The organism is Curtobacterium sp. UCD-KPL2560 (assembly GCF_001705035.1).
Taxonomy (GTDB): domain Bacteria; phylum Actinomycetota; class Actinomycetes; order Actinomycetales; family Microbacteriaceae; genus Curtobacterium.
Genome location: NZ_MCIG01000037.1, coordinates 15285 through 29230, shown reverse-complemented (window position 1 = coordinate 29230; position 13946 = coordinate 15285). Strand labels below are relative to the sequence as shown.

Sequence of the window (13946 nt, the reverse complement as noted above, 5' to 3'; positions counted from 1 at the left end):
CAACGAGGGCGTCCAGGTGTTCGGGCAGGACCAGTACCTGTACGAGGGAACGACGCTCAACCTCGACCCGCTCGGGCGCTGAGGCGCGGGGTCCAGGCCGCGCGACCCGGCCGCGCGACCCGGCCGCGCGGCGTGGACGGCGCGGCCTAACCGCGCGGCCTGGACGGCGCGGCCTGGACCCCGCGCCTCAGCGCCCGAGCGGGTCGAGGTTGAGCGTCGTTCCCTCGTACAGGTACTGGTCCTGCCCGAACACCTGGACGCCCTCGTTGAGCCAGACCAGGTCGGTCACCGTGATGCCGAAGCGCGCCGCGACGTCCCCGATGAGGTCGCCCGACGCCACCGTGTAGGACCGCGGGGCACCGCTCGCCGTGGTCGCGGTGACCGGGCCGGAAGCGTTCGCGCGTGCGCCGCCGTCGACCGGGTGCACGTTCGTCTGGCGTGCCGGGACCGACCAGCGCAGCGATGCGACGGCCAGGACCTTGCCGGCTGCGATCTCGACCGGGACGTCCTGCCCGGCGGCGGCCGCCGAGGACACCACGAGCGTGCCGAGGCCGGACGGGTCGACGCCGGAACCGTCGAGCGGCACCGCGACGGACTGCGGGCCGCTGGTGGGACCGCCGAGGACGTGCGTGCCGACACCGGGGTAGGTCAGGCCGTCGCCGACCTGTCTGGCCCGCTCGAAGAAGCCGACCGCGACCGGGACCGGCAGCGTCGACGTGAAGCCGGAGAACTGCGCCGTGAAGGTGTCGTCACCGTCCGCGACGACCCGGACGTGGAAGTGGATGCTGCCCTTGGGCGATGCCACGTCGCTCTCGGTGAGCACCGTGCCGGCCGGGATCGGGGTCAGCACGGGCGCGGGGGCCGCCGCCTCGGACGGTTCCGGCGTGGGCGTGCGGGGCGACGCGGAAGCGGACAGCAGGTCCTCGTCGGACTCGGCGTCCGGCGTCGGGTCTGCGGTCGGGGAGGCCGACGCGGTGCTGCTGCGGGACGTCGGTGCCGGGATCGCACCGTCTGACCCACGGAGCAGCGAGCAGCCGGACAGCGTCACGGCTGCCAGCACGACCAGGCCGACGACGGCGGTGCGGTTGTTCATGTTCCCCCTCGGGTCGAGCGTAACCGGCCCGCAGCGCCGCGGCGACGCCCTGTGGACGGACTGGGTCGCGGCGACGCCCTGTGGAGGAACGGGGCCGTGCGCCGGATCCGCCGCCGGTGCCGGGGTGTCGGTCCGAGCGGCTAGCGTCGAGGCATGGACCGTCACGAGATCCTCGCCGCAGCAGCCGCAGCGCACGCCGCCCGCATCGCCGAGGGCGGCGGCGACGACACCGCGGCACGACAGCGGGCCGACGCCGTCGCGTCGCGGGAGCCCGGGGCCGAGGACGCAGCCGCCGACGCAGCGCGTGCGGTCGACCGGCGCCGTGCGGGCGAGGTCGAGCGGGCCGCCACCCGCACCGAGGGCGCGCTGTCCGACTGGCACCGCATGGGCACCCGGCGCGGGGTCTCACCCGACGAGCAGCTCCGCAGCGCCTGGGCCGTCGCCGGTGTGCCCGACCAGGGCGATGCCCGCGCACTCGCGAACGTGCTCCTGTCGACCGCGGGCCACGCCGGTCGCGTCGCCGATGCCGCCCGCCGGAACCCCGCGCTGTCCGGAGCCGCGAGCGCCGCGGCACGACGGACGGTCCGCCGCTACACCGACCACGGGGCCGGGATGGCCTCGCTGGGCGACGTCCTCGGCGACGGGCCCGCCGAGGACTGACCGGCGCGCGCCGACCCCACGGGCCGGACCTCGGAACGGGCCGGACCCCGGAACGGGCCGGACCCCGGAACGGGCGGGGCCCCGACACGGAGCGGACCGTCGGCACCTCGCGCCCCGCGGACACGGCGCCGACCCCGGCACGGAGCAGCCCCCGACACGGAGCAGACTGGGACCGATGACCAGCACCGAAGCGACCGGGCGACCCACCGGCACCGTCCCCCTGCCCCCGGTGGGCTCCGGCCCGCACCGTCGCCGACTCGGCGTGGTGGCCCTCGTCGCGACCCTCGGCGGCCTGCTGTTCGGCTACGACACCGGCGTGGTCAACGGTGCACTCCTGCCGATGAGCCAGGAACTCGGGCTGACCCCCACCACGGAGGGCGTCGTGACGAGCTCGCTGCTCTTCGGCGCGGTCGTCGGCGCGGCCCTCGGCGGACGGGTCGCGGACGGCTGGGGACGACGCCCGACGATCACGCTGCTCGCGGTCGTGTTCTTCGTCGGCACCGTGGTGTGCGTCGCGGCACCGGCCCTCGGCGTCATGGTCGTCGGCCGGGTGCTGCTCGGCCTGGCGGTCGGCGGCGCGTCGACGGTCGTGCCGGTGTTCCTCGCCGAGGTCGCCCCGTACGAGTTCCGCGGGTCCCTGTCCGGGCGCAACGAGCTGATGATCGTGATCGGCCAGCTCGCCGCCTTCGTCGTCAACGCCGTGATCGGCACGCTGTGGGGCGAGGGCGACGGGGTCTGGCGCGTCATGCTCGCGGTCTGCGCCCTGCCCGCCGTCGCCCTGTTCGTCGGCATGCTGCGCGTGCCGGAGTCGCCGCGCTGGCTCGCCGCGCGGGGCCGCACCGACGAGGCGTACACGGTCCTCGCCGCGGTCCGGTCGCCCGAGCGTGCCGCCGCCGAGCTCGACGAGATCGTGCGCGCCGCCGCGACGACCGGCCCGTCGGCAGCACGGGGCTGGCGTGCCCTGCTCGGCGACCGACGACTCGTCCGGATCGTCCTGGTCGGCGCGGGGATCGGCGTCGCCCAGCAGCTCACCGGGATCAACTCGATCATGTACTACGGCCAGGCCGTCCTGGTGGAGTCCGGCTTCACCCGGTCGACCGCGCTCGTCGTGAACGTCGTGCCCGGCGTGATCGCGGTCATCGGCGGGCTGGTCGCGCTGCGGAACATGGAGCGCATCGACCGGCGGACGACCCTGATCGTCGGCTACGCGCTGACGACGGTCTGCCACCTGCTCATCGGCACCGCGTCGCTCGTGCTCGCGCCCGGGGACCCGGCACGGCCGTGGGTGATCCTGGCGCTCGTCGTCGCGTTCGTCGGGTCGATGCAGACGTTCCTCAACGTCGCGACGTGGGTCGTGCTGTCCGAGGTCTTCCCCGGCCGCATCCGCGCGCTCGGCATGGGGATCGCGGTCGCGTGCCTCTGGACCGCGAACGCGTGCATCGGGCTGGTGTTCCCCTCGGTCGTCGCGGCGGCCGGCATCACGGGCACCTTCTTCGGCTTCGCCGCCGTCGGGCTGCTCGCGCTGGTCTTCATCTGGCGTGCCGTGCCGGAGACCCGCGGTCGCTCCCTCGAGCAGGTCGGCACCGTACCCCAGAGGAGCGCCCACGCGGCGGACGGGTCGACCGGCGCGGGACGCTGACGTGGACGGCCTCACCGTGACGGCCCTGCCGCCGCTGCTCACGGCGGTCTGCATTGGCCTGCTCATCCTGGCGGTCGCGTGCGCGCTCGTCGTGACCGTGGACGTCGTCCGGCACCCGCCGCACATGCGCGTCATGGCGTTCGTGTGGCCGCTCACCATGCTGTTCGGCAGCGTGGTGTGGCTCGTGTTCTACCTGCGTCGGGGTCGGGCGACCGTCGACGGGCACGGTCGGCTCGCGGGGACGGCGATCGACACGAGCCACTGCGGGGCGGGCTGTGCGCTCGGCGACCTGGTCGGTGAGTTCGGTCTCGTGGCGTTCCCCGGTCTCGGTGCGCTCGTCGGGCTCGGCACGCTGTACCGGGACGCGGTCTTCGCCGGGTGGATCCTCGACTTCGTCGTCGCCTTCGTGGTCGGGATCGCGTTCCAGTACTGGTCGATCGCCCCGATGCGCGGGCTCGGGCTGCGGGACGGGTTGGTCGCCGCGCTCAAGGCCGACACCCTCAGCATCACCGCGTGGCAGGTCGGCATGTACGGGCTGATGGCGCTGTGGCAGTTCGTGGTGTTCCCGGCGGCGTTCGGCGGCCGGGTCGGGGTGCTGACGCCCGAGTTCTGGGTCGCGATGCAGCTCGCGATGGTCGCCGGCTTCGTGTGCTCGTACCCGGTGAACGCACTCCTGGTGCGGCGGGGGCTCAAGGAGGCGATGTGACCGCCTGGGAGGATGGACCCATGTCGGAACACGCTGATCACGGGATCGACGAGGTCCTCGCCGCTTCCCGCGGCCTCCTCGGGGTCGTCGCCCGGTCCCTGGCACCCGCGCTCGAGGACGTCAGCGTGCCGCAGTTCCGGCTCATCGTGCTCGTCGCGACCCTCGGGCCGACACGCGCTGGTGAACTGGCCGAGCGGCTCGCGGTCGGTCCCTCGACCCTGACCCGGAACGTCGACCGGCTCGTCACGGGCGGTTGGGTGGAGCGACGCCCGAGCGCCGACAGTCGCCGCGAGGTGCGCATCGCCGCCACCGAGCGGGGGCACGCCCTCGTGGACGAGGTCTCCGCACGGCGCCGCACCGAACTCGAGGCGATCGTCGCCGGGATGCCCGAGCAGGACCGGGAGGTCGCCGTGGCGGGGATGGCGGCGTTCCGTCGGGCGATGGGGGAGCCGACACCGGAGGAGGTCTCGGCCTTCGGCGGGTGATCCACGGTCCTCGGGTGACCAAGAGTTGTATGCGTACAATGGTTGTGTGCATGCAATCGTTCGGAAGACCGTCCCTGCCCGCATCCCGGCCGTCCACGCACACGTCCGGCTCGCCGGCACGCGGTTCGGCTCCGCGGCGCTCCGCCTCGCCCTCCCGGCACTCGTCGTCGGCGCCGGCGCGGGACTCGCGGCCGTGGTCTTCCGCTGGCTGATCGAGCACGCGACGCTCCTGTTCAGCGGCCACGTCGACTACTCGGCGACCACCGGTCACCCGGCCAACCCGTGGGTCCCGGGGCTCGGCGCCGGCTTCGTCGTCCTCGCCCCCGCGGTCGGTGGCCTGCTCTACGGGCCGCTCATCCAGCGCTTCGCCCGGGAGGCCCGCGGGCACGGCGTCCCCGAGGTGATGTTCGCGATCGCTCGGAGCGGTGGTCGCATCCGCGGTGGGGTCGCCGTCGTGAAGGCCCTCGCGAGCGCGATCTGCATCGGGTCCGGCGGCTCCGTCGGGCGCGAGGGCCCGATCATCCAGATCGGCTCGGCGCTCGGGTCGACGATCGGACGGTGGATGCGGATGCCCGAGGGGCGGTTGCGCACCCTCGTGGCGTGCGGTGCTGCGGGTGGCATCTCCGCGACGTTCAACGCCCCGGTCGCCGGGGTGTTCTTCGCGCTCGAGCTCCTGCTCCGCGACTTCACACCCACGTCGTTCGGCGCGGTCGCCGTCGCGAGCGTCACCGCGGCGCTCATCGGTCGCGCGGCGTTCGGGGACACGGCGTTCCTGCACCTGCCGACGATCGGGGCCGTGACGCCGCCGGAGTACCTGCTCTTCGCCGTCCTCGGCCTGTTCGCGGGTGCGGTCGGCATCGGCTTCACCCGCGTGCTCTACCTGGTGGAGGACGCCTGCGACGTGCTCTGGCGGGCGACGAGGGGGCCGGAGTGGCTCCGGCCCGTGGTCGGCGGGCTGCTGCTCGGGGCGCTGCTCCTGGTGCTGCCGCAGATGTACGGGGTGGGGTACCCGGTGCTCGAGGACGGGGTCGCCGGTCGGTACGCGCTCGGCTTCCTCGCGGTGCTCGTCGTCGGCAAGGTGCTCGCGACCTCGCTGACGCTCGGCATCGGGGGGTCCGGCGGGGTGTTCGCTCCCTCGCTCTTCGTCGGTGCGATGACCGGCGCCGCGTTCGGCGAGGTCGTCGCGTCCGTGGTGCCCGGGATGCACGGCCAGGTCGGTGCCTTCGCGGTCGTCGGCATGGGCGCGGTGTTCGCCGGTTCGACGCGGGCGCCGATCACGGCCGGGATCATGCTGTTCGAGCTCACCGGCGACTACGCGCTCGTCCTCCCGCTGTTCGTGGCGATCGTCATCGCGACCGCCGTGTCCAGGGCGCTCTCGCGGGACACGATCTACACCCTCAAGCTCAGCCGTCGCGGGGTCGACCTGACCGACTCGGCACCCCTGCCGACCGACGCTGCCGGGACCGGCCCGTCGGCGGGGGACGCGGTCCGGCCCGTCGGTCCGGTCACGACGCCGTCGACGGCCGCCGCCGAGGCGCTCGACCTGCTCGGGTCGACGGGCCTCGGGGCGCTGGCCGTCGTCGACGAGGACGGGCGGCTCGCCGGCGTGGTGACGGCACGGTCGGTGGGGGACGCGCTGCTCGCCGACGAGGGGTTCGGGCGCCGTGTCGTCGGGGACGTCCTGGCCGACGTGACCGCCGTCCCCGCGGACGCGCGCCTGGCCGACGTCGTCGAGCGGGTGGTCGACGCCGACGGCGCGACCGGGGTGCCGGTCGTGGACGCCGACGGTCGGCCGGTCGGGTGGTTGGGTGTCACGGACGCGCTGCGGGCACTGGCGCCGGCCCCGTGACGGACGGGAGGCCCGTGGCGGTGTCGCCACGGGCCTCCCGTCCGTCTGCTGGTGCGTCCGCGGACGCAGGTCGCGCTACGGGCGCAGGAGCACCTTGCCGACGCGGCCGGCGGTGTCGCTGGCACGCGCCGCGTCGCGGGCGTCCTCGAAGACGAAGGTCTCGGAGACGGGGAGCGTCAGCGAGCCGTCGAGCACGCGGCTGATGAGCTCGCCGAAGAGCTGGCCCTTCAGCTCGCCCGGCATCGTCTTGCTGACGACCGCGCCCCAGAAGCCCTTGACCGTGAGCTGGCCGAAGATGACCTTGCCCGACGGGATCTCGAGCGTGGGGGACGCCATCGCGCCGAACACGACGAGCGTGGCGTCCTCGCCCAGCACCGAGGCGATGTCACCGGCGGCCTTGCCGCCGACGGACTCGACGCCCGCGGCGATCGGGGCGCCGCCGGTGATGGCCGCGACCTGGTCCTTCCAGTCGTCCGCGTCGGTGGCGACGATCCGGTCGATGCCCTGGGCGCGGAGCTCCTCGACGCCCTCGGCGCGACGGACGAGGCCGACGACGTTGATGCCGCGGGCCTTGCCGAGCTGGGCGACCATGCGGCCGACCGCACCGTTCGCGGCGTTCTGGATGATCCAGTCACCCTCGTGCAGGTCGAGCGAGTGCAGCAGGCTGATCGCGCTGAACGGCATCGAGACGAGCTGTGCGGCGGACTCGTCGTCCATCGCGTCGGGCACCGGGACGAGCCCCGCGGCGTCGGCGACGTAGTACTCGGCCCAGACGCCGAAGGTGCCGCCGGCGACGCGCTGGCCGACCTGCAGGCGGTCGACGCCGTCACCGAGGGCCTCGACGACGCCGAGCGCCTCGGTGCCGCTCGCGGCGGGCAGCTCGGGCTTGAAGCCGTACGTGCCGCGGATGGTCCACAGGTCGTGGTTGTGGATCGGGGAGAGGACCGTGCGGACGAGCACCTGGCCGGGGCCGGGCGTCGGGACGGGGCGCTGCTCGACGGTCAGGACGTCGGCGGGCTCGCCGAACTCCGGGTGCACGACGGCGCGCATGGTGGTGGGGGTGCTCACGGGTCAGTCCTCCGAGACGGTGATCGTGACGTCGATGTTGCCGCGCGTCGCGTTCGAGTAGGGGCACACCTGGTGCGCGGCGTCGGCGAGGGCCTGGGCCTGGTCGTGGTCCATGCCCGGGATGACGACCTCGAGCATGACGGCGAGCTGGTAGCCGCCCTGGCCGTTCGGGCCGATCTGGACGCGGCCGCCGACGGAGGAGTCGGTGATCTTGACCTTCTGCGCGCGGGCGACACCCTGCAGCGCGGAGTGGAAGCAGGCGCTGTAGCCGGCCGCGAAGAGCTGCTCGGGGTTCGCGCCGTTGCCGGAGCCGCCCATCTCCTTCGGGATGGCGAGGTCGAAGTCGACCGTGCCGTCGCTCGTGGTGACGTGGCCGTTGCGGCCTTCGCCGGTGGCGAGGGCCTCGGCGGTGTAGAGGACGTCCATGTGGGTCCTTCCTTCCTTCGTGGGGTCAGTCGGCCGTGACCGCGGGGTCCGCGGCGGCGGCGTGCATGGTGGCCGTGAGGCGCTGCAGCGTGCTGATGAGCTCGAGTGCGGCGTCCTCGCCGGACAGGCCCATCCCGGCGGCGATGCGGGCCGGGACGTGGGCGAGCTCGGGGCGGATCGAGCGGCCGCGCTCGCCGAGGGTCACGGTGACGACGCGCTCGTCGGTGCTGCGGCGTTCGCGGCGGACGAGGTCGGCCTGCTCCATGCGGCGGAGCAGGGGCGAGAGCGTCCCGGAGTCGAGCTGCAGGTGGTCGCCGAGTCCGGAGACCGTCTGGTCGCCCTCGATCCACAGCGTCACGAGCACGAGGTACTGCGGGTACGTGAGGCCCCAGGGCTCGAGCATCGAGCGGTACGCCTGGGTGGTGGCCCGGGACGCCGCGTAGAGCGAGAAGCACACCATCTCGTCCGTCACGGCCATGGAAGGAGCATTGCACGCAACCGAGTTGTGCACAACCGAGTTCAGGCGACGTGGAGGAAGTCCGGCCGGTCGGCGCCGTCGGCCCGGCCCCGCACGACCGGTGTCCGCGCAGCCGGTTAGGCTGACGTGACCCACGATGACCCACCACCACGCCGACACCACCGCGGACACCACCGCGACCCCGGGAGCAGGACACGTCCTCCGCACCGGGACCGCGTCGTCCCACGGCAAGACCATCCTGGTCGGCGAGCACGCCGTCGTGTACGGCGTCCCGGCCCTCGTGCTGCCCGTCCTCGACGTCCGCGTCACGGCGACCGCGACGCCCGTCGACGCCGAGCGGGGCAGCACCCTCGAGTCGGTCGTGCACACCGGGCCGCTCGACACCGCCCCCGCGGCGGTCCTGCCGACCGTGACCGCGGTCACCGCGACGCTCCGGCACCTCGGCGTCCCCGGCCAGCACCTGCACGTCCGGGTCGACAGCGCCGTCCCCACGGCCCGCGGCATGGGGTCGAGCGCCGCCGTCGCCGCCGCCGTGACCGCCGCGGTGGCCGACGTGTTCGGCCGCACCCTCGACCCCGAGGAGCACCACGAGCTCGTGCAGGAGTGCGAGCGCGTCGCGCACGGCCGCCCCTCCGGGCTCGACGCCCGCGGGGTCGTCGCCGACGTCCCGGTGTGGTTCGAGGACGGCGTTGTGCACCCGGTGCCGCTCGGCGCCGCGTTCACCTTCGTCGTCGCCGACACCGGCGTCCCCGGCCACACCCGTGAGGCCGTGGCCGCCGTGCGCGAGCGGCACGACGCCGACCCCGCCGCGGTCGACGAGGTCGTCGCGGCGATCGGGGCCCTCGCGCGACGCGCACGGGGGACACTCGTGGATGGCGATGCACAGGCCCTCGGTGCCACGATGGACGCCGCGCACGGACTGCTCACCGCCCTCGACGTGTCGAGCGGCGACCTGGACCGGCTCGTCGACGCCGCACGGCGTGCGGACGCCCTCGGCGCGAAGCTCACCGGAGGTGGGCGCGGCGGATGCGTCCTCGCGCTCGCCGCGGACCGGGAGCACGCGGACCGCATCGCGGCCGCACTCCGCCAGGCCGGCGCCACGGAGACCTGGACCACCACGATCGGAGCCCGCGCTTGATGACCGCCACCGCCGTCGCGCACCCCAACATCGCGCTCGTGAAGTACTGGGGCAAGGCGGACGCACAGCTCGCCCTGCCCGCGACCGGCAGCGTGTCGATGGGCCTCGACGTGTTCCCGACCACCACCACGGTGACGCTCGACGGCACGGCGGAGCACGACACCCTCGTGCTCAACGGCGGCGCAGCCCCGGACGGTGCGCTGCTCCGCGTGCAGCAGTTCCTCGACCTCGTGCGCGACCTCGCCGGCAGTGACCAGCGCGCGACCGTCGTCTCCGAGAACACCGTGCCGACCGGTGCCGGCCTGGCGTCGAGCGCCTCGGGCTTCGCGGCCCTGGCCACGGCCGCCGCCGCCGCGTACGGCCTCGACCTGTCCGAGCGGGACCTCTCCCGCCTGGCCCGGCGCGGCTCCGGCTCGGCCACCCGGTCGATCCCCGGCGGGGTGGCCGTCTGGCACGCCGGGGACGACCAGGGCTCGTTCGCCGAGCGGGTCCCCGCGCCGCCGATGGCGATGGTCGTCGTGACGATCTCGGCCGGCGAGAAGGCGATCGGCTCCCGCGAGGCCATGCGGCGCACGATCGCCACCTCGCCGTTCTACCCGGCGTGGGTGACGTCGACCACCTGGACCGTGGACGAGATGCTCGCGGCCTGCGCCGCGGGCGACTTCCCGCGCATCGGCGAGCTCACCGAGAGCAACGCGCTCCGCATGCACGCCACGATCGAGGGTGCGTTCCCCCCGATCCGCTACCTGAACGCCCGCAGCGTCGCGGTCTTCGACGCGGTCGCCGAGCTCCGTGCCTCGGGGCTGCAGGCGTACGCCACGGCGGACGCCGGGCCGAACGTCGTGGTCCTCACCACCCCGGAGGACCGGGGCGCCGTCGCGGCCGCGCTGCAGGGCCTGGGAGACGTCATCGAGTCGGGCACCGGACCAGGCGCGCACCTCGTCGGCTCCGAAGGAGCGGGGGCACCCGGAGCGGGTGCCGTCCGACCGGAGGAGACCGCCGAGTGATCGAGTTCCGCGCCCACGGCAAGCTGTTCGTCGCGGGTGAGTACGCCGTCGTCGAGCCCGGGCAGCCGTCCGTGCTCATCGCCCTCGACCGTGCGATCACCGCGCGCGTGCAGGAGGGCCACGGCGCCGGCAGCGTGCACTCGGAGGAGTACGGCCACCTGCCGCTCACCTGGACGCGCGACGACGACGGGCTCGCCCTCGACCGCGAGCACCACCCGTACGACTACGTCATGGCGACGATCGACCTCGTCGAGAAGCTCCGTGCCGAGCGCGGCATCGCCCCGCGGTTCCACGACCTCCGCATCGAGAGCCAGCTCGACGACGCCAGCGGCCGCAAGTTCGGCCTCGGTTCCTCGGCCGCCGTCACGGTCGCCACGGTCGGCGCGCTCGACCGCTTCTACCGGATCGGCCTGACGCAGCGCCAGCGGTTCCAGGTCGCCCTCCTCGCGACGATCCGGGTGAACCCGCAGGCCTCCGGCGGCGACCTCGCAGCGAGCACCTTCGGCGGGTGGCTGCGCTACAGCGCGCCCGACCGCGAACGGCTGGCCGGGATGCTCGGGGACCGCTCCGTCTCCGACGTCCTCGGTGACGCCGAGGCGTGGACCGGGTTCGACGTGCAGCGCCTGCCCGCGCCGGCGGACCTCGAGCTCCTGGTCGGCTGGACGGGTTCGCCCGCGTCGACGACGAAGCTCGTCGACGTCGTCCGTCGGCACCGCAACGGCGGGTACCAGGCGTTCCTCGACGAGAGCCGGACCTGCGTCGACGACCTGACCACGGGCCTCCAGACCGGCGACGCGGCGACGACGCTCGACGCGCTGCGGCGCGCCCGCCGACTGCTGCAGCGCCTCGGCGCGTCCGTCGGCTCGCAGATCGAGACCGAGCGGCTCACCACCCTGTGCGACGTGGTCGAGGCGGCCGGCGGGGCGGCGAAGCCGTCCGGCGCCGGCGGCGGCGACTGCGGCATCGCACTCGTCCCGGCGGACACCGACCTCGCCGAGATCCACCGCGCCTGGGAGGCGCACGACATCAGACACCTCAGCGTCGCGGTGCAGGCACCCGAAGGGAGCGTCGAATGACCGACCTGCTGACCCCGATCCCGACCAAGTGGGTGGGACCGATCCGCATCAGCGGCAACGCCGTGGAGGGCGAGCACGAGGTGCCGCTCGCGACGTACGAGTCGCCGCTGTGGCCCTCCGTCGGCCGCGGCGCCCGTGTCTCGCGCATGGTCGAGGGCGGGATCGTCGCGACCGTCGTCGACGAGCGCATGACGCGCTCGGTCGTCGTGAAGGCCGACAGCGCCGCCGCCGCGCACATCGCCGCGGGCCGCATCCTCGCGCGCCAGGACGAACTCGCGCAGCTCGTCGCCGGGCAGAGCCGGTTCGCGAAGCTCATCGAGGTGCACCCCGAGATCGTCGGCGACCTGCTGTTCCTGCGCTTCGCGTTCACCACGGGCGACGCGTCCGGGCACAACATGGTGACGCAGGCGGCGGACACGCTCCTGCCCGCGATCCTCGCGTGGGAGCCGGGTCTGCGGTACGTCAGCGTCTCGGGCAACTTCTGCACCGACAAGAAGGCCACCGCGGTGAACGGCATCCGCGGCCGCGGGCGCAACACCATCGCCGAGATCGTCATCCCGGGCGAGGTCGTCGAGAAGCGGCTGCGGTCCTCCGCCGCCCGGATCGCCGAGCTCAACGTCGCGAAGAACCTCGTCGGCTCGACCATCGCCGGGGCCCTGCGCTCCGCGAACGCGCACTACGCGAACATGCTCCTCGGCTTCTACCTGGCCACCGGGCAGGACGCCGCGAACATCGTCGAGGGCTCGCAGGGCATCACCTTCGCCGAGGCCCGCGGCGACGACCTGTACTTCTCGACCGCGCTGCCGCACCTGATCGTCGGCACGGTCGGCAACGGCAAGGGCGGCGACCTGCCGGTCGTCGAGGACGCCCTCGTGCGCCTCGGCTGCCGCGAGGAGCGCGAGCCCGGTGCCAACGCCCGTCGTCTGGCCGCCATGTGCGCCGCGACGGTGCTCTGCGGTGAGCTGTCCCTGCTCGCCGCCCAGACGAACCCCGGGGAGCTGATGGCCGCGCACGTCGCGATGGAACGCCGTGGCTCCCGACCTGCAGGAGGTGCAGCATGACCACGCAGCAGTCGCTGTCCGTCGGCATCCACGACATCGCGATCGCCACGGGCCACCACGTGCTCGAGCTCGACGACCTGGCGGAGCGCCTCGGCGTCGACCCGGCCAAGTACCACGTCGGCATCGGCCAGGACGCCTTCAGCGTGCCCGCCCCGGACGAGGACATCGTCACGATGGGCGCCGCCGCCGCGAAGGAGGTCATCGACCGCCACGGCGTCGAGGGCATCCGCACCGTGCTGTTCGCGACCGAGTCCGGCGTCGACCAGTCGAAGGCGGCCGGTGTGTTCGTGCACGGCCTGCTCGGGCTGCCGAAGGGCGTCCGCGTCGTCGAGCTGAAGCAGGCCTGCTACGGCGGGACCGCCGCGGTGCAGCTCGCGCTCGGCATCGTCGCGCGCGCACCGCACGAGCGCGTGCTCGTGATCGCCGCCGACGTCGCCCGCTACGACGTCGACACCGCCGCGGAGCCGACGCAGGGTGCCGGCGCCGCCGCGATCCTGGTGTCGGCCGACCCCGACCTCATCGAGATCGAACCGGCCGCCGGGGTCTTCACGGCGGACGTCGACGACTTCTGGCGGCCGAACGACCGCTCCACCGCGCTCGTCGACGGCCGCCTGTCGGTCAGCGCCTACGTGGACGCCTTCATCGGCGCGTGGGACGACCTCGCCGCGCAGGGCGGTCCGGCCTTCGGCGACATCGCCCGGTTCGTGCACCACCAGCCGTTCACGAAGATGGCGATCAAGGCGCACCGGAAGCTCACGCAGCACGTCGGTGAGCCCTTCGACGAGTCCGAGCTCGCGATCGGCTTCACGTACAACAAGCAGACCGGCAACACGTACACGGCGTCGATCTGGATCGGGCTCGCGGCGCTGCTCGACCTGGACGACGACCTCGCCGGGCAGCGGATCGCGATGTTCAGCTACGGCTCGGGCAGCGTCGGCGAGCTGATGACCGGCATCGTGCGGCCCGACCACCAGCAGCACCGCCGTGTCGGCCGGGTGCAGGAGGTGCTCGGGTCCCGCGTGCGGCTGACCGTCGACGAGTACCGCGCCCTGCACGCCGCGGGTGCGGCGACGAGCGAGGACGTCGAGCGTCCGCGCGTGACCGCCGGACCGTTCCGCTTCGCGGGCGTCCGCGGTGGCGCGCGCCACTACCAGGCGGTCGCGCAGGACTGAGTGCGGCAGGTCGCGGTGGACGCGACCTGACGACGGACGGGAGGCGCGGTGCTGGACGGCACCGCGCCTCCCGTCCGTCGTCCGGTCG

At 73.9% G+C, this 13946-nt stretch carries 14 protein-coding genes; 10 read left to right on the top strand and 4 right to left on the bottom strand.

Going from position 1 to position 13946, the window contains the following annotated elements:
• Positions 1-187: 187 nt before the first annotated feature.
• Positions 188-1093 carry a LysM domain-containing protein gene (locus BEP24_RS10000; RefSeq protein WP_141693423.1) on the bottom strand — a complete coding sequence of 302 codons (906 nt, stop codon included), beginning with the start codon at positions 1091-1093 and terminating at the stop codon, positions 188-190.
• Between the two features lie 153 nt (positions 1094-1246).
• Here BEP24_RS10000 and BEP24_RS09995 point away from each other — a divergent pair, with 153 nt between their 5' ends.
• The 5 genes from BEP24_RS09995 to BEP24_RS09975 all read left to right on the top strand — a co-directional run bounded on the left by BEP24_RS09995 (position 1247) and on the right by BEP24_RS09975 (position 6432).
• On the top strand, positions 1247-1753 hold the full coding sequence (locus BEP24_RS09995; RefSeq protein ID WP_065962902.1) for a hypothetical protein: 507 nt from the start codon (positions 1247-1249) through the stop codon (positions 1751-1753).
• A 175-nt stretch (positions 1754-1928) separates the two neighbouring features.
• Complete coding sequence (locus BEP24_RS09990) at positions 1929-3392, top strand: sugar porter family MFS transporter (protein ID WP_065962900.1); 1464 nt, start codon at positions 1929-1931, stop codon at positions 3390-3392.
• Between the two features lies 1 nt (position 3393).
• The gene (locus BEP24_RS09985; protein WP_216093130.1) at positions 3394-4098 is read left to right on the top strand and encodes a DUF4396 domain-containing protein; all 705 of its coding nucleotides are present in this window, start codon (positions 3394-3396) and stop codon (positions 4096-4098) included.
• 20 nt (positions 4099-4118) lie between these two features.
• Positions 4119-4583, top strand: a complete 465-nt coding sequence (locus BEP24_RS09980) for a MarR family transcriptional regulator (RefSeq protein WP_065962897.1) — start codon at positions 4119-4121, stop codon at positions 4581-4583.
• A gap of 46 nt (positions 4584-4629) precedes the next feature.
• Positions 4630-6432, top strand: coding sequence for a chloride channel protein (locus BEP24_RS09975; protein WP_216093129.1), 1803 nt, complete (start codon positions 4630-4632; stop codon positions 6430-6432).
• A 75-nt stretch (positions 6433-6507) separates the two neighbouring features.
• On the opposite strand, the gene BEP24_RS09970 is transcribed toward BEP24_RS09975, so the two are convergent.
• The 3 genes from BEP24_RS09970 to BEP24_RS09960 are packed head-to-tail and all read right to left on the bottom strand — an operon-like array spanning position 6508 to position 8404.
• Positions 6508-7482 carry a zinc-binding dehydrogenase gene (locus BEP24_RS09970; protein WP_065962915.1) on the bottom strand — a complete coding sequence of 325 codons (975 nt, stop codon included), beginning with the start codon at positions 7480-7482 and terminating at the stop codon, positions 6508-6510.
• A 21-nt stretch (positions 7483-7503) separates the two neighbouring features.
• Positions 7504-7926, bottom strand: a complete 423-nt coding sequence (locus BEP24_RS09965) for an organic hydroperoxide resistance protein (RefSeq protein ID WP_065962896.1) — start codon at positions 7924-7926, stop codon at positions 7504-7506.
• A gap of 25 nt (positions 7927-7951) precedes the next feature.
• On the bottom strand, positions 7952-8404 hold the full coding sequence (locus tag BEP24_RS09960; protein WP_171898791.1) for a MarR family transcriptional regulator: 453 nt from the start codon (positions 8402-8404) through the stop codon (positions 7952-7954).
• A 136-nt stretch (positions 8405-8540) separates the two neighbouring features.
• On the opposite strand from BEP24_RS09960, the gene mvk reads away from it, so the two are divergent.
• Genes mvk through BEP24_RS09935 form a run of 5 tightly spaced genes read left to right on the top strand, consistent with a single transcriptional unit; the run spans position 8541 to position 13858 of the window.
• Positions 8541-9542 (top strand): mevalonate kinase, encoded by a 1002-nt coding sequence (mvk, locus tag BEP24_RS09955; RefSeq protein WP_083230269.1) that lies wholly within the window; start codon positions 8541-8543, stop codon positions 9540-9542.
• On the top strand, positions 9542-10549 hold the full coding sequence (gene mvaD / locus BEP24_RS09950) for a diphosphomevalonate decarboxylase (protein ID WP_253181650.1): 1008 nt from the start codon (positions 9542-9544) through the stop codon (positions 10547-10549). Before mvk ends, mvaD begins: the two co-directional genes overlap by 1 nt.
• Positions 10546-11625, top strand: coding sequence for a phosphomevalonate kinase (locus BEP24_RS09945; protein WP_065962892.1), 1080 nt, complete (start codon positions 10546-10548; stop codon positions 11623-11625). Before mvaD ends, BEP24_RS09945 begins: the two co-directional genes overlap by 4 nt.
• Positions 11622-12686 (top strand): hydroxymethylglutaryl-CoA reductase, encoded by a 1065-nt coding sequence (locus BEP24_RS09940; RefSeq protein WP_065962890.1) that lies wholly within the window; start codon positions 11622-11624, stop codon positions 12684-12686. Before BEP24_RS09945 ends, BEP24_RS09940 begins: the two co-directional genes overlap by 4 nt.
• Positions 12683-13858, top strand: a complete 1176-nt coding sequence (locus BEP24_RS09935) for a hydroxymethylglutaryl-CoA synthase (RefSeq protein ID WP_065962888.1) — start codon at positions 12683-12685, stop codon at positions 13856-13858. Before BEP24_RS09940 ends, BEP24_RS09935 begins: the two co-directional genes overlap by 4 nt.
• The last annotated feature ends 88 nt before the right edge of the window (positions 13859-13946 follow it).